The organism is Vibrio sp. L85 (genome assembly GCF_963871815.1).
GTDB classification, from domain to species: domain Bacteria; phylum Pseudomonadota; class Gammaproteobacteria; order Enterobacterales; family Vibrionaceae; genus Vibrio; species Vibrio harveyi.
Window position 1 is genome coordinate 39,062 of the sequence record NZ_CAWMYL010000069.1, and the last position, 20,489, is coordinate 59,550.

Here is a 20,489-nt window from a genome sequence, read left to right on the forward strand (position 1 = left end):
TGCTCATTTACGTGCGTAAACTCCGCGCTTTCTCTTTGCTCTAAGACGTTATAGCTTAAAGATAACCGACCAAACCAAACTAGGAAGCCGAGGTGAATGCCTCGGCTTTTTTATGTCTGTGAATTGGGACTGTTTGTTGGTGAGATTGAGTTGTAGGGAAATTCTGATTCTTCTTCGTTAGACATAGCAGAGCAAGGTGTTATTGGGTTGAGCTGAGTGCTGAGAACATTGACGGAAACACTCGAAATTGAGTGGTTACTAATCATCAGAGTTTAGGAAAAAAGCGGATAAATAATGTGTGTGAATTATTGGGTTAAATATTCACTCAGTTAAATATGACTTAGCGCTAACATTCATCAACTAAAAATAGCGCAAACTCTGAACACTACACTATGTTGTAAAAGACAAATCCCCATGGAGATGAAAATGAAAAAGCTAATGACGTCACTGGCTGTTGCAGCCGTTATCGCTTCACCTGTTGCTCTTGCTGATAGCTCACCAGTTATGTTCTCTACAATCGACAACACGAACGCGCCTTCTAACTCCTCTGTTGGTGGTGTGCGTCTTGCTGTTCTTCACGGTCAGGTGAACGAAGTGAAAGGTGTCGATTTCTCTCTACTTGGTATGTCTGAAACAGATCGTACAACCGGTGTGAACTTCGGTCTTTTCTTTGGTGCATCAAAAGTAAATCAAGAAATGACAGGTGCTTCTCTGGGTCTATTTAACTGGAACCAAGGTCAGACGAATGGTGTTAACTTGGGTGCAGTGAACGTAACAAACAATGTGAAAGGTTTGAACTGGAGTGCGGTGAACTACTCTGAAGGTTACACAATGGCAGACATTGGTCTGGCAAGTATCTCTAAAAAATCTAACTTCCAGCTTGGTGTCTTCAACATGACTGACCAAATCGATGGTGTTCAAATTGGTCTTCTAAACTGTGCGGACAACGGTTTCTTCAAGTGTTTCCCTATCGTGAACTTTGCGAAATAAGTTCCGCGACCTTCCACGATAAATGCCAGATACAAAAAGACCCCGGCGAGACGTCGGGGTCTTTTTTATTGAATGGATTATTTGATCAAACGTGTAGATGTTTTTCGCTGCTGCATTTTCTGGTGCACACCGCGGCGCAAAGCTTTGACGCGGTTTTCTGCCCGGTCTACACCGAGCAAAACGGTCAGTGCCAACACGGTAATAATGATCGACTGCGATAAGTAACCTAAGCCAATCATCAAGCCCAAGCCTGCCAATACCCAAATTACTGCTGCTGAAGTCACACCATGGATTTTGCCGTCTTGAGTCATCATCACACCTGCACCTAAAAAACCAACACCAGTAATGATCTGCCCAAGAACACGAGCTTGGTCTAATGTGTTCGGTGAGAGCGAAACCGCCATTGACATAAATAGGTAAGTACCTGATATGACGAGAATTGCAGTACGAATACCAACGGGTTTACCTCGAGTTTGACGCTCAATGCCAATCATCAAACCATTGATTGCGCAGCAAAGTAATGCCGCCCAACTGAATGGGCCAAGATCGAAATAGTGTTCAAAAGTTGCTTGCATCTTAACCTCCAAATTTGCGGAGTATGCATAGATAAGACCGCCTGAGCGAACAAAAGCTTTTACTCGTAACGACAATCTTTATACGGCAAGCAACTTACTCTAGATGCAGATCCAGTGGTGTTTTACTTGGTCGACCACCAATTTCACGGGTCAATTTAGGCACTAAATATCCAGACACTCGCGTGATTACGCCACGCATGAGCTCTTTCGCTTCTTCATCGGAAACAAAGTAGTGTGCCGCGCCTTGGACTTTATCTAAAACGTGCAAGTAGTAAGGCAAAATGCCAGCATCAAATAACGCTTCGTTCAGTGCAACTTGTGCTTCAACGCTGTTGTTAACGTCTTTCAGCAGTACCCCCTGGTTTAGCAAGGTAACGCCAGCCTGCTTCAACTTCGCCATTTGAGCGGCAAACTCAGCGTTGATTTCGTTGGCGTGGTTGATATGAGTCACCAAGATGATTTGCAGACGAGAAGCGCGAAGTAGGTGACATAGCTCATCAGTAATACGAGCAGGAATCACGACAGGCAAACGGCTGTGAATACGCAGGCGTTTGATATGTGGAATTTGTGCGATGTGCTCCAATAGCCAGTGGATCTCATCGTCTTTTGCCATCAAAGGATCGCCACCAGAGAAGATCACTTCGTTTAGCTCAGGTTGTTGTGCCATGTACTCAAGGCACTTAGTCCATGCTTGCTTACCGCTTTTGTTTTCTTGATAAGGGAAGTGGCGGCGGAAGCAGTAACGGCAATTCACCGCACAGCCGCCTTTCACAATCATCAAGGCGCGGTTGCGATACTTGTGCAGCAATCCCGGAATGTCATTGTCTTGCTCTTCTAGCGGATCATTGGAATAGCCTTCATGGACCTCAAATTCTTCGCTCAAAGGTAATACTTGGCGTAAAAGTGGATCGTAAGGATTGCCTTTTTCCATCCTATCGACAAAACTTTGCGGTACACGCTGTGCAAACAGCTTGCGCGCAGCAAACCCGTCCAGCCATGGCGATGGATCAATTTCCAACATTTCCAGCAATTTTGCAGGATCAGAGATCCCATTCGCTAACTGTTTGAGCCAGTTTTGCTCAACAGATTCGACTTTTCGGGTTATTATGTGCGGCATTGAATTTAGCTCTAAGAATGTAAGAGGAAAAAATGGCTACAGTTAGCACCAATGAATTTAAAGGCGGCCTTAAGTTAATGCTTGATAACGAGCCTTGTGTAATTCTGGAAAACGAATACGTTAAACCAGGTAAAGGCCAAGCGTTCAACCGCGTTAAAATTCGTAAACTTCTTTCTGGTAAAGTGCTAGAGAAAACATTCAAGTCTGGTGACACTTGTGAAGTGGCAGACGTAATGGATATCGACCTAGATTATCTATATTCAGACGGCGAATTCTACCACTTTATGAACAACGAAACTTTCGAGCAGATCGCTGCAGACGCGAAAGCAGTTGGCGACAACGCTAAGTGGTTGGTAGAAAACAACACTTGTATGATCACGCTTTGGAACGGTAACCCAATTACTGTTACTCCACCAAACTTCGTTGAGCTAGAAGTTACAGATACAGATCCAGGTCTGAAAGGTGATACTCAAGGCACAGGTGGTAAACCAGCTACGCTATCAACTGGCGCTGTTGTACGTGTTCCACTATTCATCGCAATCGGTGAAGTGATCAAAGTTGACACTCGTACTGCTGAATACGTAGGTCGTGTGAAGTAATTCACTCAAACGTATTTGATGAAAAAGGTCGCTTCGGCGGCCTTTTTTATTGTCTGCAATTCCCCTCCCTTTAATGCTTCTGTGCAAAACATCGATATCCTCCGCAAATTTTTAATGATTTTGTATTATTCGTAAAAATCTTATTTATTTCATGAATCTTTCGATTATTTCTTAATGTCACAATTTGATACATTAGTCCTCGTTGTCAGCGAGTTGTATAGCAATTTGATTTTTATCGATTTAACTCAATGACAACCTAAAAAGGAGAACAAAATGGAAAGCAGAGGCTTAGGACGAGGTTTAAAAGTGGAAGAGAGACGTCAGTTACTACATAAAGGATTGAAAGCAGCCGTATTTGGTATCCCGCTGCTGGCCATAGGCTTAACGATTAACAGCTCAGTGCTAATGACCGATGCGGGTTACAGCTATGTGCATCAGAACAACATCACCGGTGAATTGGATGTATTCACGGAGCCGGGCATTCATTTTCGTATGCCGTTCCTGTCTAAGATCACCAAGTATGACCAAGTGATCACCGTGTCATTTGGTAACAGCAAGGGCGAGGATTTTTATCAACGCCTTGATGCGGTGCAGGTTCGCTTTGCCGATACCTACATTGGTCAAATTCCGGTGACATTCCGCTTTAAGCTCAGCAATGATCCTGAAGCGGTTAAGAAGATGCACAAAGAGTTCCGCAACAACAGCAACCTTATCGATGCTCTGTTGGTGAAGAACGCACGTAACGTGACAGTGATTACCGCGACCCAGTACACGGGGGAAGAGTTCTTCCAAGGTGGTTTGAACCAGTTCAAATCCAAATTGGGTGATCAATTGCGTGAAGGCATTTATCTGACTGAGCGTCGTCAGGTAGAAGTGGAAGAGCTAGACCTAGCTCCGGTGGGTGCGAATCAGTCGAACGCGAACCAACTGCAACGTACTAACCAATTGGTGTGGAAAACGGTTCCGGTTGTGGATGGAACGGGGCAACCAATCCGACAGGATAACCCGCTACAGCAATACGGTATTCAAGTGACGCAGGTGACCATCGGTGACCCGCAGCCAGAGAAGCAGCTTGATCAGTTGTTGGCAGATAAGAAGCGTCTAGTTGCCGATCGTATTCGTGCGATTCAGGAGCAAGAGACGTCGAAAGCACAAGCAGAGACTGAGCAGCTACGTAAAGAGATTCAACGTACCCGTGAAGTACAAGATGCTCAGCGCAGTAAAGAGCTCGCGATCATCGCACAGCAAAAAGAAGTCGAAGTTGCGCGTCAAATTGCGGAGCGTGAAATTGTTGAAGTAGAGAAAACTAAGCGACTGGCTGAGGTGGAAAAAGAGAAAGAGCTAGCAGTAGCGGAAGCTAACCTAGCGATTCAAAAAGCCAATGCTTTGTCTGCGGAATTTGAAGCAAAAGCGATTCTTGAAAAAGGTCGTGCAGAAGCGGAAGTCTTGAAAGCGAAGTATGCGGCACTGGGTGCAAACCGAGAAGTGTACTTGGCCGAGTTGAATCGAGACGTGGCGAACTCGCTGTACAACAACCTGCAAAACTTCCAAGTGCAGATGCCACAAAACTACATTGGTGGTGGTGAAGAAACAGGTCTGAAAACCAACCTTGATGTGATTACTGGCTTTGGCGCGTTGGGCTTAATGGACCAAACTAAGAAGGTCACACAGCAATAAGATCATGGGTGGTCAAAAGCTCAAAAAGCAAAAAGATCATAGGTGACTAAAAGCTCTGATAACTGTACAAATCAGAGTAACGCAGAGGCTGATACGAGTTATCAGCCTCTCTTTTTTGTTGGTGAAATACGGCTGAATATTTGCGCTTTATCTCAATATCACATTGATTTTATGAAGATAAAAAGGCGAGGGTGAAATTTGTGACTATAGTGAATCAACACCCAACAAGCGCAAGGAAGCACTATGTCGAACCAAGAGCAACACCATCCACTCAATGATTATGTGGAATACCCTCCGCAGGAAATGGCAGCAAGAGCTGTACATAATCTTGAGCAACTTCAGCGCCGTCATTCCATTCGAAGTTTCTCTGATCGCCCAGTGGCGAAAGAAGTGATTGAGCACTGTATTCGAGCGGCAGGTACGGCACCTAGTGGGGCAAACCATCAACCTTGGCATTTCGTTGCGATTAACAGTGCGGAAGTGAAAGGGCAGATCCGCCAAGCCGCTGAAGAATTAGAACGTTCTTTCTATGAAGGTCGAGCTGGGCAAGAATGGTTAGATGCACTGAAACCACTCGGCACGAATGCCAGTAAGCCGTATTTGGAAAAAGCGCCGTGGCTGATCGCTGTGTTTTCGCAAAAGAAAGGTGGCATGAGCAATGATGGGGAACAAACCAATTATTACGTACACGAGTCAGTAGGGATTGCCACAGGCTTTTTGCTTCAAGCATTGCATAACGCCGGTTTGGGTATGTTGACTCACACGCCAAAGCCGATGAGTTTCTTGAGTAAGATTTGTGGGCGAGACAACGATCTTGACCGTCCGTATATGTTAATTGTGACCGGTTATCCGGAAGAAGATGCGACTATTCCGGAGCATGCAATGCACAAAAAGTCACTGGATGAAATCGCGACCTTTATTGAATAGTGTCTGAAACGAATAGCGCTGACGATAAACCAAATAACAGGCAATAAAAAAGCTGGCGAGGTGCCAGCTTTTTTCATTTTCCGTCAGCGTCTTAAATCATGAAGATAAAGACAACAGCCAGTGCAGAGATAAGACCTGCAAATGCGTAACATGCGATCTTACCTACCACCCCTGTGTGGAATTTAAGGTCGTGCATGCCGTGGTGTACACGGTGCATTGCATGCCACATTGGCAGTGCTAGCGTACCGATGATGAACAGTGCACCAATGATGCTGGTTGCGAATTCAGATACGCGCTCGTAGCTCATTGCTTCTGCATCAATCACACCTAGTGGAACTAGGATGCCGAGTACGAGTACCGTGATTGGCGTGATCATTGCGAACCAAGTACCACCGGCACCAAATAGACCCCACCAGATTGGCTCATCAGAACGTTTCGGTGCTGTATTAACACTATAATTTGGTTTCATTACTCAAGCTCCTTACATCACGATGAGAACGATCAGTGAGATGAACGCAACTGCTGCCCACTGAGTCAGAACGATGATTTTCTTATCCACTGGTTTGCCTTTCAGACGAATTGGCATAACCTGTGGCATCATGCTGAAGAAAGTTTGTGCGTGGAACAGGCTACCTAGTAGTGCAACGATGTTGATCGCTACCACGATAGGGTTTGCCATGAACTCCAACCAACCTTGCCAAGCTTCAGGACCTTTCACTAGAGAACCTAGACCGAAAGTCAGGAAGATAGTGAACAGGATTAGAGGAAGCACAGTTGCTTCACGTAGCATGTAGAAGCGGTAGAAAGGATGGTTCTTCCACCAAGTGCGTTTTACTTCACGAACGTAAGGTTTACGGTTGCTCATCCTTATGCCTCCACTTTTTTCGGTGAACCATCAGGTTTCAACATAGCAATTACGAAGTCCATAGAAGACTCTACTTTGCCTTGGTTTACTGCCGCTGCAGGATCTACGCTCTTCGGACAAACTTCAGAACAGTAACCTACGAACGTACAACCCCAAGCGCCGTTTTCACCGTTGATCAGCTTCATGCGCTCATCTTTACCGTTGTCACGGCTGTCTAGGTTGTAACGGTGTGCCAGAGTTAGAGCAGCAGGACCGATGAACTCAGGGTTCAAACCAAACTGAGGACATGCTGCGTAGCACAGACCACAGTTGATACAGCCAGCAAACTGCTTGTATTTCGCCATTTGCTCAGGCGTTTGCAGGTTTGTGCCGTCTTCTGGTTTGCGGTCGTTACCAATGATGTAAGGTTTGATAGCTTCTAAGCGCTCGATGAACGGCGTCATGTCCACGATCAAGTCTTTCTCGATTGGGAAGTTTGCTAGTGGCTCGATAGTCACGCCATTCGGGTAATCACGTAGGAAGCTCTTACAAGCTAGCTTAGGCACGTTGTTTACCATAATGCCGCAAGAACCACAGATCGCCATACGACAAGACCAGCGGTAAGACAGATCTTTGTCTAGGTGATCTTTGATGTAACCAAGCGCATCAAGCACAGACATGGTTTCATCAAAAGGTACTTCGAACGTTTGAGTATATGGTTCTGCGTCCTTCTCTGGGTCGTAACGCAGAATGTCGACTTTTTGAATGCGGTTTGATGACATTATGCTTGCTCCTCTGCCTTCTTCGCTTCTGCTTCAGCGGCTTTTTCAGCTGCTGCTGCTTTCTCTGCTGCTTCACCGTATAGACGTGCTTTAGGCTGTGACTTAGTAATCGTCACGTTGCTGTAGTCGATACTTGGTGCTGCATCTTCTTTGAAGAAAGCAAGCGAGTGTTTCAGGAAGTTCACGTCATCACGCTCTGTACAACCATCGTCTAGACGTTGGTGCGCACCACGAGATTCTTTACGCAGGATTGCAGAGTGAACCATCGCTTCTGCGACTTCTAGACCGTAGCCCACTTCAATAGCGTAAAGAAGGTCAGTGTTGAACACTTTGCCTTTGTCTTTGATGCTGATTTTCTTGTAACGCTCTTTCAGCTCAGTGATTTTCTCGATGGTTGCTTGCATCAAGTCTTCTTGGCGGTAGATACCACAACCTGCTTCCATGGTGTGACCCATTTCAGTACGGATATCTGCCCAGTTTTCATCACCTTCTTGGTTCATTAGAGCGGCAATGCGGTCTTCAACTGCTTTCACCTGAGTCGCGATAGACTCTTCGTTCCAGCCTTTGAATTCTGCAGCACGTTTCACCGCTTGTTCACCCGCAACGCGACCAAATACCACGAACTCAGCTAGCGAGTTAGAACCTAGACGGTTTGCGCCGTGAAGACCAACAGACGCACATTCGCCAACCGCGAATAGACCTTTAATGCGAGTTTCACATTCGCCGTTGGTTTCAATACCACCCATGGTGTAGTGAACCGTTGGACGAATTGGAATTGGCTCTTTTGCTGGGTCAACGTTCACGTAAGCTTTCGCTAGCTCACAAATGAATGGTAGACGCTCTTGTAGATACTCTTCACCTAGGTGGCGAAGGTCTAGGTGCACCACATCACCAAGAGGGTGTTTGATGGTGTTGCCTTTCTGTTGTTCGTGCCAGAAAGCTTGAGAAACTTTGTCACGAGGACCCAGTTCCATGTATTTGTTCTTAGGTTGACCCACTGGAGTCTCAGGACCCATACCGTAGTCTTGTAGGTAACGGTAGCCGTCTTTGTTGACGATGATACCGCCTTCACCACGACAACCTTCAGTCATCAGGATACCAGTGCCAGGAAGACCTGTTGGGTGGTACTGAACGAATTCCATATCACGTAGAGGAACGCCGTGACGGTAAGCCATCGCCATGCCATCGCCCGTTACGATACCGCCGTTGGTGTTACAGTGGTAAACGCGACCTGCGCCACCCGTTGCTAGTACGACAGACTTCGCCTTAATCGTAACCAGTTCACCTTCAGACATGTGGATTGCAATCAGACCTTGTACTTCACCTTCATCAACAAGCAAGTCGACAACAAAGTACTCATCAAAGCGCTTGATGTTGTCGTACTTCATCGACGTCTGGAATAGCGTGTGAAGCATGTGGAAGCCAGTTTTATCTGCAGCGAACCAAGTACGTTCAACCTTCATACCACCAAAGCGGCGTACGTTGACTTCACCGTTCTCTTTACGACTCCATGGGCAACCCCATTGCTCCATTTGGATCATTTCGCGAGTCGCGTTCTCTACAAAGTATTCAACAACGTCCTGTTCACATAGCCAGTCACCACCGCCAACAGTGTCGTTGAAGTGGTTGTCTAAGCTATCTTCATCCTTGATAACTGCTGCTGAGCCACCTTCTGCAGCAACCGTGTGGGAGCGCATTGGGTAAACTTTAGAAATAAGTGCTACTTCTAAGTCCGGGTTTGCTTCAGCCGCTGCAATAGCAGTACGAAGACCAGCGCCGCCTGCGCCGATGACTGCGATATCTGTGGTGATAATTTGCACAGTTATCCTCCAGTGTGTGATTGCGGAAATCCGCTTGTTATTGTGAGTGTGAGGGAAGGGTTTTAAGGCAATCCCTCAAAAGTAGTAGGGTTAGTGTAGGGGAGCCTTATGGCAGAAAAATTGATGTATTTGGGTTTTTTCTCCGGTAATGCACACAAGAGCATAGAAATTCTAGGTTATGTGACTGCTATCACGGCACGAAACGGTTGAGGGATAAACGTAAACTCGGTCAATGTTACATAGGTGTTGCACGACATTACCCTCATTGATAATAGGATTAATTGTGAGTGTTTTTTGTACTGTGGAACGTGAAATGCTTGCTTCAGTTTTAATCGAGTTTTATTCGTATTTAGACGGATGAAATTAAGAGGAATCCCCTATCGATGAACTAGGCAAAGCGTGCCAAAATTGCTATTTTCCTCGCTCACCAATGTATTGAGACTCTTGTTATGCAAACGACCTGGCAACCTACCGCTTCTATGGAACAACTTCGTCAACGTGCCGCGTTGATCACCGCTATTCGTCAATTCTTTGCCGAGCGACAGGTGATGGAAGTTGACACGCCAGCCATGAGCCACGCCACGGTGACCGACATTCATTTGCATACCTTCCAAACAGAGTTTGTTGGACCGGGTTATGCCGACGGCAGCAAACTGTTCTTTATGACCAGCCCTGAATTCCATATGAAGCGCTTGTTGGCGGCGGGCAGCGGTTGTATCTACCAAATTAACAAAGCGTTTCGTAACGAAGAGAATGGTCGTCATCACAACCCCGAGTTCACCATGCTGGAGTGGTACCGGATTGGTTTTGATCACCATAAGTTGATGGATGAGATGGATGACCTACTTCAACTGGTGCTGAAGTGTGGTGCGGCAGAACGTATGACTTACCAGCAAGCTTTTATTGATGTGCTAGGCGTGTGCCCTTTAGAAGGCTCTATGCAAGAGCTAAAAGTGGTCGCGGCTAAGCTAGGGCTAAGTGATATTGCTGAGCCAGAGGAGGATCGCGATACCTTGCTGCAACTACTTTTCAGTATTGGTGTCGAAGCTAAGATTGGTCAACAAGCGCCTGCATTTGTGTATGACTTCCCTGCATCGCAAGCGGCGCTGGCAAAGATCAATCCGCAAGACAACCGAGTGGCGGATCGTTTTGAGGTGTACTTCAAAGGCATTGAGCTGGCGAACGGTTTCCACGAGCTGGATAACCCGAAAGAGCAATTGGCGCGTTTTGAACAAGATAATGCTAAGCGTCTGGAAATGGGTTTGAAACCACAGCCGATTGATTACCATTTGATTGGCGCATTAGAAGCAGGTTTGCCGGATTGCGCAGGTGTGGCGTTAGGCGTTGATCGCCTGATCATGTTGGCGCTGGGTTGTGACCATATCGACCAAGTGACCGCTTTTCCATTCCCTATTGCTTAAGGATAAATAATGAACCTGACTGCTGGACGTTTGGTGCTGCTTAGTTATGCGACTTTGATTGCGTACTTGTCTCTGAGCTCGGGAGAGTTGCAAGATTGGGGCAACATTGCATATTTGGATAAGATGCAGCATGCGATGGCGTACAGTGGTTTTGGCTTTTTGGGCTGCTTCTGTGTAGCAAGTTGGCGTCAGCGTTGGATTGTGGCACTGAGTATTCTTTTATTCAGCGCTGTGATTGAAGTTTTACAAGGTTATGTGGGGCGCCAAACCTCTTGGCTCGACTTGATTGCGAACTCGATTGGTATTCTAACTGGTCTGCTATGTTACCGTATTTGGAGCCTCTATCGACCTAGGTTGGTGAAGTCGCTATACTCGATTCGTTAATGAAGAGGGAATACGATAACCATGAAAACGCGCGACAAAATAGTCTATGCCGCACTGGAGTTGTTCAACCAACATGGTGAGCGCAATATCACAACCAATCACATTGCTGACCATATTGAAATTAGCCCAGGCAACCTTTACTACCACTTCCGTAATAAGCAGGAAATTGTGCGTGAGATCTTCGCGCTATACTCTGCGGAACTGCTAGAACGCTTTACCCCTATTCAAGGTTCTCAAGAGAGCCTGACCATGCTGAAAAGCTACCTCGACTCGATCTTCACTTTGATGTGGAAGTACCGTTTTTTCTACGCGAATCTTCCCGAAATCCTTTCTCGAGACGAACAACTGCATGATGAATACATTGATGTTCAAGAGAAGCTGCAAGCCAACCTGATCGCGATCATGCAAGAGTTTGTGTCTTTGAAACTATTGAATGTTGATCAAGAGCAGTTGAAATCATTGGTTTGTACACTGCACCTTATCGCGTGTAGTTGGTTAGCTTACCAGTCAGCGATGTCACCAAAGACCGAAATTACCGAGCAAATGGTAAAACAAGGTATGCTGCAAATGCTCAATGTCGTTAAACCAGTGGCAACCGAGCAAGGTATGGAGCAATTGCTACTGCTTGAAGAAGCGGTGAGCCGACTGCACAGTTAATACTATTTTCCCTCCTTATTAAATCTAGAAAATGAGAGTATGGTTCTACGCTTAAAGTTTAGAGCGCAGCTCTCATTTTCAACTCCCTCCTTGAGTTGACTTGCTGTGCTCATTTCGCACAATAGGATTCATGCACCCTAAAAGCATCCGTTGGGGTATGACTCTCGATAAAGGAACTATCGTTCAATGAATTTCGACATTTTTAATGGCGATGCCGACGGCATCATCGCATTGCTGCAATTGCGTTTAGCGGATCCTATCAACGCTGAGTTGGTGACGGGCGTAAAGCGCGACATCAAGCTGGTGGAGAAAGTGGATGTGCAAGCGGGTGATGAACTGACGGTGTTGGACATTTCAATGGAAAAGAACATGGTAGGTTTAGAGCAAGCTTTAGCTCAAGGCGCGCATGTTTTCTACGCCGATCACCACAAAGCGGGTGAGATCCCTCAGCATGGTAATTTGGACGCGCACATCGACCTCGATGCTAATATGTGTACTGCTTTGATTGTCGATAAGTTGTTGGAAGGACGTTTCCATACTTGGGCAATCACTGCTGCTTATGGCGATAACTTGATTGCTAAGGCGGATGTGTTGGCGGATAAAGCCGGACTCAATGAAACGCAAAAAGCGCAGTTAAAAGAGCTCGGGACGTTGATTAATTACAACGGTTATGGCTCGAAAGTAGACGACCTTCATTTCCATCCTGCGGACTTGTATCAAGCATTAAAGCAATACGCTTCACCATTCGATGCGATAGCAGATAAAGCGTCACCTTACTATCAATTACAATCGGCTTATCAGCAAGATATGGACGCAGCACTCGCCGTCCCTGCGACTCACGAAAGCACTAAGCTCAAGCTGTTTGAACTGCCAGACAATGCGGCATCACGCCGAATCAGTGGTGTTTATGGCAACTGGCTTGCAAACCAAACTCCAGACTCTGCGCATGCGGTGTTAACGGAAAACGCTGACGGCACTTACACTGTTTCTCTTCGTGCGCCACTGAATAACAAACAAGGTGCGGTGGCAGTGTGTGGGCAGTTCCCAACAGGTGGGGGGCGAGAAGCCGCAGCAGGCATTAATGCATTAAGCAAAGACGATGTCAGTGCTTTCATCGACGCAGTAGAGACTTACTACGCCTAGCATTTTTCTGAATGCGAATACGACAAAGGAGCCGAGTGGCTCCTTTGTTTTTTGTGTCGCGATAGTGCAGTTTAAAACTGCGATGATAAACGGCAGTTATAAACGCTTTAACCAAGATTTCGGGTTTTGCGCTTCACTGTTACGGCGAATTTCGAAGTACAGTGAAGGTCTGTCTTGACCACCAGTATCACCTGCAAGTGCAATCACTTCACCTGCGGTCACCTTATCACCTTCTTTCTTGGTCAAAGCTTGGTTGTAACCGTAAAGCGTCATGTCGCCTTTCCCGTGATCAAGCAGCACGACTAAGCCGTAGCCTCGCAGGTATTCCGCAAATACCACGGTGCCTGGGTAAACGGCTTTGACTTGCTGACCGTATCTGGCAGACAACACCATACCTTTCCAGTTTACCTGCCCTGTTTGTTTGGTACCGAAGCTGTGCAGTACGCGACCTTTCAACGGCCACGGTAGTTTTCCACGTTGTTTTGCAATACCGTCCATCGGTACTGCATTACGTTTTGCTGCTTTCGCTATCTCGGCCTTTAGACGGGTTTCGTTACGTTGCAGTTCTGCTAAGTAACGTTTGTCATCTTTGATGCTCTTTTGAATCTTGCTCAGCGTACCTTTACGTTTCGACTGCGTGCTTGCTAAAGACGAACGTTTTTCTGATTGCTGTTTGAGCAAGGTTTCAATTTGGTCTTTTTCCAGTTCGAGTTGGTTCTTGTTGTGCGCCAACTCTTGGGTGGTTTTGGTGATCGCATCAATGACTTCCGCGCGTGCTTTGGCAAGATGTTGAAAGTATTGGCTGATGCGATCTTCTTCTACGCCTTCGTTAAGGAGATGCCCATTGGCTTTCGCACGCTCCGTGACGTAGTAGGTTTGAATCAGTTGTTTGAGCTCTTCTTCTTGTGCTTGGCGTTGAGCTTCTTGCAGCGCAATCTTCTCTTCCAACTTACTGATGTTTTGATCCGCTTGTGCCAAGTCTGCTTTGGTTTGTTTGATCTCGCGTTCTAACTTGGAGATACCGAGTTCTTGGCTTTTCAGCGATTTTTGCAGATCGTTGAGCTGTTTTTCTTGAGAAGTTAGCGATTTTTTCTGGCGATTGATTTCGCTAGATACGCCTTTGAGCTCTTGTTGGCTTGCGGCGAAAGAGGTGAGGGGATATGTGGCAGATAAAGCACAAGTTAATAAAATAGCCGAGCGTAGCACTGGGTGATTTTGTTTTCGCACTTGAGAGTTACCTACCACATTCTTGTCAAAGGATCAGATGACGATTAAATACCATCCCCATAGATAAAGCTTTGCGATTTACCGTTAAAGCCTTGATCCATATCGAGAGAAGGTTTGTCCGTTTTCGGACGACCAACAATTTTTGCAGGCACACCAGCCACGGTTGTGTGTGGCGGCACTGCTTGCAATACCACAGAGCAAGAGCCAATTTTTGCGCCTTCGCCCACTTCGATATTGCCAAGAATTTTAGCACCAGCTCCGATCATTACACCTTCGCGAATTTTCGGGTGACGGTCACCGCATTCTTTACCGGTACCACCTAGAGTGACATCTTGCAGAATAGATACGTCGTTTTCGACAACGGCGGTTTCACCAATCACGATGCCAGTTGCATGGTCTAGCATGATACCACTACCAATACGCGCTGCAGGGTGAATATCGACCTGACATGCTACAGAAATCTGATTTTGCAGGTAAGTCGCAAGAGCGTGACGACCTTGCTTCCATAACCAGTTTGCCACTCGGTACCCTTGCAGAGCATGGTAGCCTTTCAGGTACAACAATGGCATTGAGTACATTGAAACAGCAGGGTCGCGATTAACCGTGGCACAAATGTCACAAGCCGCGCCGTCGGTGATGGTTGGATCGGCGGCAAAGGCTTCTTCAACCACTTCACGCACTGCCATTGCTGGCATGGAAGCGGTGTTCAATTTGTTGGCCAGAATGTAGCTCAATGCGGCACATAGACTTTCATGCTTGATGATGGTCGCATGATAAAAGCTCGCCAGCATAGGCTCTTGCTCTGACATCTCACGGGCTTCTGAAACAATTTTGTTCCAGACTTTTTGTTTTTCGCAGTGTTTCATTCTCAATATCCTGAGTGGTTCTTCCGTGACCCGACAACTTCTATTCTTCTCAGATGAGGTGCAAAAGGCGGTAGATTGCTACTTTCCTTCGGCTTTTTTGTCACGAGCAAGTAAATCTTGCGCTGCCAGGCGTGCATCCTTTCCTTGATACAATACTTGATAAATTTGGTCAACAATTGGCATCTCTACGCCCATGCGCTGAGAGAGCATCCAAACTTCTTTGGTGTTGCGGTAGCCTTCAACGACTTGACCGATTTCTTCTTGCGCAGTGTCGACGTCTTTACCTTGACCTAATGCCAAACCAAAACGGCGGTTACGTGATTGGTTATCGGTACAAGTTAAGACGAGGTCGCCCAAGCCAGCCATACCCATAAAGGTTTCTGGTTGTGCGCCTAGTGCGGCACCAAGACGGCTCATTTCTGCCAAACCACGTGTAATCAGTGCTGTACGGGCATTGGCACCAAAACCGATACCATCAGACATACCTGCACCAATGGCAATAACGTTCTTCACCGCACCGCCCAATTGCATGCCGATAAAGTCGTTGTTTGCGTAGACACGGAAGGTTTTGCTGCAGTGGATTTTCTCTTGCAGATCAGCAACAAAGTTCGCGTCTGGAGAAGCTACAGAAATTGCTGTTGGCATTCCCATCGCAAGCTCTTTAGCAAATGTAGGACCGGATAGAACTGCCAACGAGTAGCTGTCACCGATGATATCGAATGCTACTTCTTTTAGTAGACGACCCGTTTCTGGCTCAAGACCTTTGGTTGCCCAACAAATACGAGAATCTTCACGTAAGAAAGGCTTACAGCTGTTTAGTACGATGCCAAAAACGTGGCTAGGAACCACAACTAGCAAGTCACGGCTTGCTTGAACGGCTTTTTCTAAATCCGATTCAATAATCAAGCTCTCTGGGAAATCAATACCAGGTAGGAATTCGTGGTTGGCACGGTCTGCTTCAAGGCGTGCCATATGCTCTGGCTCGTGACCCCATAGGATGACGTTTGCGCCGTTACGAGCAAGGGAGATTGCCAAAGAAGTGCCGTATGAGCCTGCTCCAATCACAGTCATTGCGATGTCTTTACCGTAAGCATTGTTTGTATTTGCTTGTGTCATGCTACCGCCTAATTGCCTTTCTACTAGTAGAATCTAGTTCATAATCGCCAGAGTTTACGCTCTCTAGGGGTTAGGAACTAGGAACTTTTATCAGAAATAAAAAATGCACATTGCATCGCAGAGAGGACGCTTTGTGCATTTTCTTCAGGTATATGACGTGAGCTCGTTCTTAGGAAGGGCAACACGTCACTTACAAAACGTGAATTACGCTTCAGCTTCGCCTTGTTGAGCTTGCTGTTGTAGGTAGTTCATGAATAGCGCGTCGAAGTTAACTGGTGCTAGGTTCAGTTGAGGGAACGTACCTTTAACTACTAGGCTAGAGATAGTTTCACGAGCGTATGGGAATAGGATGTTCGGGCAGAATGCGCCTAGGCAATGTGCAAGTTGACCTGCTTCCATTTGCTCAGCTGTGAAGATACCACCTTGTTGAACTTCACATAGGAACGCTGTTTCTTCTTCGTTCTTAACAGTAACTGTTAGACGTAGAACAACTTCGTAAACACCTTCACCAAGCTCACGGCTTTGAGTGTCTAGGTCTAGTTTAACGTCTGGGTTCCATTCTTTTTGGAAGATTACCGGAGAGTTAGGCGCTTCGAAAGAAACGTCTTTTAGGAAGATGCGTTGAATTGCAAAGTTTTGTTGTGCGTCTTGTGGTGCTGCTTCAGCCATTTTTAAATCCTTAATAAACATTTGTTGGGTCTAGGATTTTCTAAACCCAGAAATATGGTTTGTCCTGAGACTAACTGAGCAAATCTACCTTGACTAGATGAAGCGCGTATTACGTGCAAAGCATCACAACTTAGTGCTTCAACTGCTTTCTATTTGCTCAGTTTATATAAACGAGGCTGGCAAAATTGTTTTACCGCGACCTTATTTCTTACCACGTACTAGTGGAAGGTTCGCTTCGTTCCATGCAATCAAACCGTTCTTCAGTAGGCTTACGTTTTCGAAGCCTGCTTTCGCTAGTAGGTTTGCACTTTCTTGAGCGGTTTGACCCGTTTTGCATACCACAATGATTGGGTCTGATTTACGGTTTTCAAGGCTGCCAAAGTTACCTGCTTTGATATCAGACGGCAAAATGTGAAGTGCGTCGGTGATGTGACCTTGTTTGAACTCATCTTTAGAGCGGATATCCACCACAACGCCGTTTTCACGGTTCATAAGGTGAGTCAATTGGTTCACGTTAATCTCTTTGTATGCTGCCGTCGCAGATTTCACGATGTTCATGATGAATGCGACAAGAAGACCTACCCAAACCAAAGATAGAATCATGTTCTGTTGGAAAAAATCAATGTACTCTTGCATGTCCTGAGCTCTTACACTGTTGGCGGAAAAATAAAGCAGGAGTATAGCGGGGATAGCCGCCTTAGGCGAGAGGGTTAAAATTTTCTAACGAATAATTGAGATCTAAGCGCTCCCAGCAAACTGGTTGAAGCTAGTCATTCATGCAATCTTATTATCACTTCCTCCTATCAATTCAATCGGCGTAATTGACTTCACTTCTGGTCGAAAAAGCGCACAATGGGTTACAACAAAAAGTTTTTCACCAAAGTATTTCGGTGGTCGTACAAAGCATCTTGAAAGTGACTATGCTTGTGGAACACGTTTGCTGACTAGGTCGGATTGCTTGCTAACTTGTAAGATAGCAACAATAAATCGCAAACATTATTTGATCTTAACCTACAGTTTTGGTTAAAAAGTGTAGTAAAATTACGCTAGTTTTGTTTCAAGGTTAGATGGAGCAGCGAAGCTCTACACCGAAAGTTACTTAAATTTGATGAGGTCATCACTATGTCTGCTAAGAAGCCATTGGCTCTAGTTATCCTTGACGGTTACGGTTACCGTGAAGACACAGCAAGTAACGCAATTGCAAATGCTAAAACACCAGTAATGGATGCACTGATTGCGAATAACCCACACACTCTTATCTCTGCTTCAGGCATGGACGTTGGTCTACCTGATGGTCAAATGGGTAACTCAGAAGTTGGTCACACCAACATCGGTGCAGGTCGCGTTGTATACCAAGATCTAACTCGCATCACTAAGTCTATCGCTGATGGTGAATTTGCTGAGACAGCGGCACTAGTAGAAGCTATCGATTCTGCAGTAAAAGCTGAAAAAGCAGTACACATCATGGGTCTTATGTCTCCAGGTGGTGTTCACTCTCACGAAGACCACATCTACGCAGCCGTTGAAATGGCAGCAGCTCGTGGCGCTGAAAAGATCTACCTACACTGCTTCCTAGACGGTCGTGATACGCCACCGCGTAGTGCCGAAAACTCACTACAGCGTTTCCAAGATCTATTTGCGAAACTAGGTAAAGGTCGTGTTGCTTCTCTAGTAGGTCGTTACTACGCAATGGACCGTGACAACAACTGGGATCGTGTTCAAGTTGCTTACGATCTTCTAACTCAAGCGAAAGCTGAGTTCACTGCAGAAACAGCGGTTGCTGGTCTAGAAGCTGCTTACGCTCGTGACGAAAACGATGAGTTCGTTAAAGCAACAGCTATTAAAGCGGAAGGTCAAGAAGACGCAATCATGCAAGATGGCGATGCAGTTATCTTCATGAACTACCGTGCTGACCGTGCGCGTCAAATCACGCGTGCATTCGTTCCTGCATTTGACGGCTTCGAGCGTGCTGCATTCCCAGCAATCAACTTTGTAATGCTGACTCAATACGCGGCTGATATCCCTCTAGCTATCGCATTCCCACCTGCGTCTCTAGAAAACACTTACGGTGAGTGGCTATCTAAGCAAGGTCAAACTCAGCTACGTATCTCTGAAACAGAGAAATACGCACACGTGACTTTCTTCTTCAACGGTGGTGTTGAGAACGAATTTGAAGGTGAAGAGCGTCAACTTGTTGCTTCTCCAAAAGTAGCAACTTACGACATGCAGCCAGAAATGAGCTCTCCAGAGCTAACAGAGAAGATGGTTGCTGCTATCAAGTCTGGTAAGTTCGATACTATCATCTGTAACTACCCGAACGCAGATATGGTTGGTCACACTGGCGTTTACGAAGCTGCAGAGAAAGCAATCGAAGCTCTAGATGAAAGCGTTGGTAAAGTGGTTGAAGCGATCAAAGAAGTTGGCGGTCAACTGTTGATCACGGCAGACCACGGTAACGCGGAAATGATGATCGACCCTGAAACTGGCGGCATCCACACTGCTCACACTAACCTACCAGTACCTCTAATCTACGTAGGTGACAAAGCGGTTGAGTTCAAAGAAGGCGGTAAACTGTCTGACCTTGCGCCAACAATGCTTTCTCTAGCAGGTCTAGAAATCCCTGCAGAAATGTCTGGTGAAGTGCTAGTTAAGTAATTAACTGACGATTCAGAATGATAAAAGCCCGAGTTTGACTCGGGCTTTTTTGTGTCTGCGATCCTGTGTTGAGTAAGGCGAAGAGTTATTAAGGTCAATAGACCCTAATTGAACCTGAACTATTGCACTAGGATGCCCGTACCAATAACCGCTAGTGCAGCGCCTAACCAAGCAAATCGATTTGGGCGTTTCTTGGTATAAATCCACAGTAGTGGCAACAACATGATAGGTGTTGTTGAAGAAAGCAGCGCTACCATTCCCACGTTACCCTCACGCAGGGCGTAAAGAATCAATGTCATACCAATCGCCATAGCCAAAAAGCCATTTAATGCTGTAATGCCAAAGACTTTCCATGTGATGGTTTGAGTCGCGCGAGCGACTTTGGCGCCAATTAACCAAAGTGCACAATGTGCGACGAAAGCACTGATCATACGAATGGCAGAGGCGGCGACAGGGTCAACAGTGGTTTGCATGACAGGTTTAGCGATGATGCCACCCAGAGCCTGACACATAGCGGCGGTTAACCCGAGCCCGATACCAATCCAAACGTTGCCTTTGATCTCTTCTAGCGCGTTGCTAGCTTGCCCGCGTCGACCATAGAAAATCGCCATTACGACACCGCTGAAGACTAAGGTTGCACCAATCAACTCCGTGCCAGTCATGCTTTCGCTAAATAGGAAGTAACCCAAGATGGCAGAGAACACCGCATGGCAAGAAAACAACAAGCCTGCTTGGCGTGGTCCCATGCGATTCAAACAGGCGAACAATGCGGTATCGCCAATAAAGATGCCAATTAAACCGGACGCCATCATTGGCGTAATATGTTCGGTGGAGACACTTAGCCAGCCCCCCGTGCTCCACGCCATCGTGGAGAGGATGACCGCGGTACAGCCCATACGCCATCGACTATAAGAAAATGCCCCGAGATGTTGAGCGGGAACAACAGAAATTAAGCTAGAAACAGCCCATAAGAAAGCAGCGCACAGCGCCAGCCATTCATAACCCATGATTGCGAGACAT

General features: G+C 46.3%; 21 protein-coding genes. 9 read left to right on the top strand and 12 right to left on the bottom strand.

Going from position 1 to position 20,489, the window contains the following annotated elements:
* Nucleotides 1-426 precede the first annotated feature (426 nt).
* Complete coding sequence (locus AACR11_RS08445) at nucleotides 427-990, top strand: VC2662 family protein (RefSeq protein ID WP_005448292.1); 564 nt, start codon at nucleotides 427-429, stop codon at nucleotides 988-990.
* 77 nt (nucleotides 991-1,067) lie between these two features.
* Here the strand turns inward: AACR11_RS08445 and AACR11_RS08450 are convergent, their stop codons facing one another.
* Nucleotides 1,068-1,565 carry an MgtC/SapB family protein gene (locus tag AACR11_RS08450; RefSeq protein WP_005425045.1) on the bottom strand — a complete coding sequence of 166 codons (498 nt, stop codon included), beginning with the start codon at nucleotides 1,563-1,565 and terminating at the stop codon, nucleotides 1,068-1,070.
* A 94-nt stretch (nucleotides 1,566-1,659) separates the two neighbouring features.
* Nucleotides 1,660-2,682: an EF-P beta-lysylation protein EpmB gene (gene epmB / locus AACR11_RS08455; protein ID WP_009698894.1), complete on the bottom strand. Its 1,023-nt coding sequence runs from the start codon at nucleotides 2,680-2,682 to the stop codon at nucleotides 1,660-1,662.
* A gap of 32 nt (nucleotides 2,683-2,714) precedes the next feature.
* Between epmB and efp the strand changes: the two genes are divergently transcribed.
* The 3 genes from efp (at nucleotide 2,715) to AACR11_RS08470 (ending at nucleotide 5,885) form a co-directional block, all read left to right on the top strand.
* A complete protein-coding gene (gene efp / locus AACR11_RS08460) occupies nucleotides 2,715-3,281 on the top strand; it encodes an elongation factor P (RefSeq protein WP_005425036.1) in 567 nt (188 codons plus the stop codon).
* A 273-nt stretch (nucleotides 3,282-3,554) separates the two neighbouring features.
* The gene (locus AACR11_RS08465) at nucleotides 3,555-4,958 is read left to right on the top strand and encodes an SPFH domain-containing protein (protein ID WP_005425046.1); all 1,404 of its coding nucleotides are present in this window, start codon (nucleotides 3,555-3,557) and stop codon (nucleotides 4,956-4,958) included.
* Between the two features lie 243 nt (nucleotides 4,959-5,201).
* The gene (locus AACR11_RS08470) at nucleotides 5,202-5,885 is read left to right on the top strand and encodes a nitroreductase family protein (protein WP_029789517.1); all 684 of its coding nucleotides are present in this window, start codon (nucleotides 5,202-5,204) and stop codon (nucleotides 5,883-5,885) included.
* A gap of 91 nt (nucleotides 5,886-5,976) precedes the next feature.
* On the opposite strand, the gene frdD is transcribed toward AACR11_RS08470, so the two are convergent.
* Genes frdD through frdA form a run of 4 tightly spaced genes read right to left on the bottom strand, consistent with a single transcriptional unit; the run spans nucleotide 5,977 to nucleotide 9,331 of the window.
* On the bottom strand, nucleotides 5,977-6,354 hold the full coding sequence (gene frdD / locus AACR11_RS08475; protein ID WP_005425034.1) for a fumarate reductase subunit FrdD: 378 nt from the start codon (nucleotides 6,352-6,354) through the stop codon (nucleotides 5,977-5,979).
* A gap of 12 nt (nucleotides 6,355-6,366) precedes the next feature.
* Nucleotides 6,367-6,750, bottom strand: coding sequence for a fumarate reductase subunit FrdC (gene frdC / locus AACR11_RS08480; RefSeq protein WP_005425044.1), 384 nt, complete (start codon nucleotides 6,748-6,750; stop codon nucleotides 6,367-6,369).
* 2 nt (nucleotides 6,751-6,752) lie between these two features.
* Complete coding sequence (locus AACR11_RS08485) at nucleotides 6,753-7,511, bottom strand: succinate dehydrogenase/fumarate reductase iron-sulfur subunit (protein WP_005425032.1); 759 nt, start codon at nucleotides 7,509-7,511, stop codon at nucleotides 6,753-6,755.
* Nucleotides 7,511-9,331 carry a fumarate reductase (quinol) flavoprotein subunit gene (frdA, locus tag AACR11_RS08490; protein ID WP_005448312.1) on the bottom strand — a complete coding sequence of 607 codons (1,821 nt, stop codon included), beginning with the start codon at nucleotides 9,329-9,331 and terminating at the stop codon, nucleotides 7,511-7,513. Before frdA ends, AACR11_RS08485 begins: the two co-directional genes overlap by 1 nt.
* Before the next feature lie 449 nt (nucleotides 9,332-9,780).
* Here frdA and epmA point away from each other — a divergent pair, with 449 nt between their 5' ends.
* The 4 genes from epmA to AACR11_RS08510 all read left to right on the top strand — a co-directional run bounded on the left by epmA (nucleotide 9,781) and on the right by AACR11_RS08510 (nucleotide 12,936).
* The gene (gene epmA / locus AACR11_RS08495) at nucleotides 9,781-10,752 is read left to right on the top strand and encodes an elongation factor P--(R)-beta-lysine ligase (protein ID WP_029789516.1); all 972 of its coding nucleotides are present in this window, start codon (nucleotides 9,781-9,783) and stop codon (nucleotides 10,750-10,752) included.
* Between the two features lie 9 nt (nucleotides 10,753-10,761).
* Nucleotides 10,762-11,136: a VanZ family protein gene (locus AACR11_RS08500; RefSeq protein ID WP_005448316.1), complete on the top strand. Its 375-nt coding sequence runs from the start codon at nucleotides 10,762-10,764 to the stop codon at nucleotides 11,134-11,136.
* Between the two features lie 21 nt (nucleotides 11,137-11,157).
* Nucleotides 11,158-11,793 (top strand): TetR/AcrR family transcriptional regulator, encoded by a 636-nt coding sequence (locus tag AACR11_RS08505; RefSeq protein ID WP_005448317.1) that lies wholly within the window; start codon nucleotides 11,158-11,160, stop codon nucleotides 11,791-11,793.
* 186 nt (nucleotides 11,794-11,979) lie between these two features.
* Nucleotides 11,980-12,936 (top strand): acetyltransferase, encoded by a 957-nt coding sequence (locus tag AACR11_RS08510; protein WP_029789515.1) that lies wholly within the window; start codon nucleotides 11,980-11,982, stop codon nucleotides 12,934-12,936.
* A 96-nt stretch (nucleotides 12,937-13,032) separates the two neighbouring features.
* Here AACR11_RS08510 and AACR11_RS08515 read toward each other — a convergent pair whose 3' ends face one another.
* The 5 genes from AACR11_RS08515 to AACR11_RS08535 form a co-directional block, all read right to left on the bottom strand.
* Nucleotides 13,033-14,181, bottom strand: coding sequence for a murein hydrolase activator EnvC family protein (locus AACR11_RS08515; RefSeq protein ID WP_005448319.1), 1,149 nt, complete (start codon nucleotides 14,179-14,181; stop codon nucleotides 13,033-13,035).
* A gap of 26 nt (nucleotides 14,182-14,207) precedes the next feature.
* A complete protein-coding gene (gene cysE, locus AACR11_RS08520) occupies nucleotides 14,208-15,029 on the bottom strand; it encodes a serine O-acetyltransferase (protein ID WP_079324661.1) in 822 nt (273 codons plus the stop codon).
* A gap of 78 nt (nucleotides 15,030-15,107) precedes the next feature.
* Complete coding sequence (gene gpsA / locus AACR11_RS08525; RefSeq protein WP_005448320.1) at nucleotides 15,108-16,145, bottom strand: NAD(P)H-dependent glycerol-3-phosphate dehydrogenase; 1,038 nt, start codon at nucleotides 16,143-16,145, stop codon at nucleotides 15,108-15,110.
* 204 nt (nucleotides 16,146-16,349) lie between these two features.
* Nucleotides 16,350-16,814 (bottom strand): protein-export chaperone SecB, encoded by a 465-nt coding sequence (gene secB, locus AACR11_RS08530; protein ID WP_005386410.1) that lies wholly within the window; start codon nucleotides 16,812-16,814, stop codon nucleotides 16,350-16,352.
* A gap of 201 nt (nucleotides 16,815-17,015) precedes the next feature.
* Nucleotides 17,016-17,450, bottom strand: coding sequence for a rhodanese-like domain-containing protein (locus tag AACR11_RS08535; RefSeq protein ID WP_005448321.1), 435 nt, complete (start codon nucleotides 17,448-17,450; stop codon nucleotides 17,016-17,018).
* Between the two features lie 486 nt (nucleotides 17,451-17,936).
* Between AACR11_RS08535 and gpmM the strand changes: the two genes are divergently transcribed.
* The gene (gene gpmM / locus AACR11_RS08540) at nucleotides 17,937-19,469 is read left to right on the top strand and encodes a 2,3-bisphosphoglycerate-independent phosphoglycerate mutase (protein WP_005448323.1); all 1,533 of its coding nucleotides are present in this window, start codon (nucleotides 17,937-17,939) and stop codon (nucleotides 19,467-19,469) included.
* Between the two features lie 119 nt (nucleotides 19,470-19,588).
* Here gpmM and AACR11_RS08545 read toward each other — a convergent pair whose 3' ends face one another.
* Complete coding sequence (locus AACR11_RS08545) at nucleotides 19,589-20,476, bottom strand: DMT family transporter (RefSeq protein ID WP_029789512.1); 888 nt, start codon at nucleotides 20,474-20,476, stop codon at nucleotides 19,589-19,591.
* Nucleotides 20,477-20,489 lie beyond the last annotated feature (13 nt).

What these genes read in the sequence shown, in the direction of transcription:
- AACR11_RS08445 (WP_005448292.1), top strand. Translation starts at nt 427, where the DNA reads ATGAAAAAGCTAATGACGTCACTGGCTGTTGCAGCCGTTATCGCTTCA.
- AACR11_RS08450 (WP_005425045.1), bottom strand. Translation starts at nt 1,565, where the DNA reads ATGCAAGCAACTTTTGAACACTATTTCGATCTTGGCCCATTCAGTTGG.
- epmB (WP_009698894.1), bottom strand. Translation starts at nt 2,682, where the DNA reads ATGCCGCACATAATAACCCGAAAAGTCGAATCTGTTGAGCAAAACTGG.
- efp (WP_005425036.1), top strand. Translation starts at nt 2,715, where the DNA reads ATGGCTACAGTTAGCACCAATGAATTTAAAGGCGGCCTTAAGTTAATG.
- AACR11_RS08465 (WP_005425046.1), top strand. Translation starts at nt 3,555, where the DNA reads ATGGAAAGCAGAGGCTTAGGACGAGGTTTAAAAGTGGAAGAGAGACGT.
- AACR11_RS08470 (WP_029789517.1), top strand. Translation starts at nt 5,202, where the DNA reads ATGTCGAACCAAGAGCAACACCATCCACTCAATGATTATGTGGAATAC.
- frdD (WP_005425034.1), bottom strand. Translation starts at nt 6,354, where the DNA reads ATGAAACCAAATTATAGTGTTAATACAGCACCGAAACGTTCTGATGAG.
- frdC (WP_005425044.1), bottom strand. Translation starts at nt 6,750, where the DNA reads ATGAGCAACCGTAAACCTTACGTTCGTGAAGTAAAACGCACTTGGTGG.
- AACR11_RS08485 (WP_005425032.1), bottom strand. Translation starts at nt 7,511, where the DNA reads ATGTCATCAAACCGCATTCAAAAAGTCGACATTCTGCGTTACGACCCA.
- epmA (WP_029789516.1), top strand. Translation starts at nt 9,781, where the DNA reads ATGCAAACGACCTGGCAACCTACCGCTTCTATGGAACAACTTCGTCAA.
- AACR11_RS08500 (WP_005448316.1), top strand. Translation starts at nt 10,762, where the DNA reads ATGAACCTGACTGCTGGACGTTTGGTGCTGCTTAGTTATGCGACTTTG.
- AACR11_RS08505 (WP_005448317.1), top strand. Translation starts at nt 11,158, where the DNA reads ATGAAAACGCGCGACAAAATAGTCTATGCCGCACTGGAGTTGTTCAAC.
- AACR11_RS08510 (WP_029789515.1), top strand. Translation starts at nt 11,980, where the DNA reads ATGAATTTCGACATTTTTAATGGCGATGCCGACGGCATCATCGCATTG.
- cysE (WP_079324661.1), bottom strand. Translation starts at nt 15,029, where the DNA reads ATGAAACACTGCGAAAAACAAAAAGTCTGGAACAAAATTGTTTCAGAA.
- gpsA (WP_005448320.1), bottom strand. Translation starts at nt 16,145, where the DNA reads ATGACACAAGCAAATACAAACAATGCTTACGGTAAAGACATCGCAATG.
- secB (WP_005386410.1), bottom strand. Translation starts at nt 16,814, where the DNA reads ATGGCTGAAGCAGCACCACAAGACGCACAACAAAACTTTGCAATTCAA.
- AACR11_RS08535 (WP_005448321.1), bottom strand. Translation starts at nt 17,450, where the DNA reads ATGCAAGAGTACATTGATTTTTTCCAACAGAACATGATTCTATCTTTG.
- gpmM (WP_005448323.1), top strand. Translation starts at nt 17,937, where the DNA reads ATGTCTGCTAAGAAGCCATTGGCTCTAGTTATCCTTGACGGTTACGGT.
- AACR11_RS08545 (WP_029789512.1), bottom strand. Translation starts at nt 20,476, where the DNA reads ATGGGTTATGAATGGCTGGCGCTGTGCGCTGCTTTCTTATGGGCTGTT.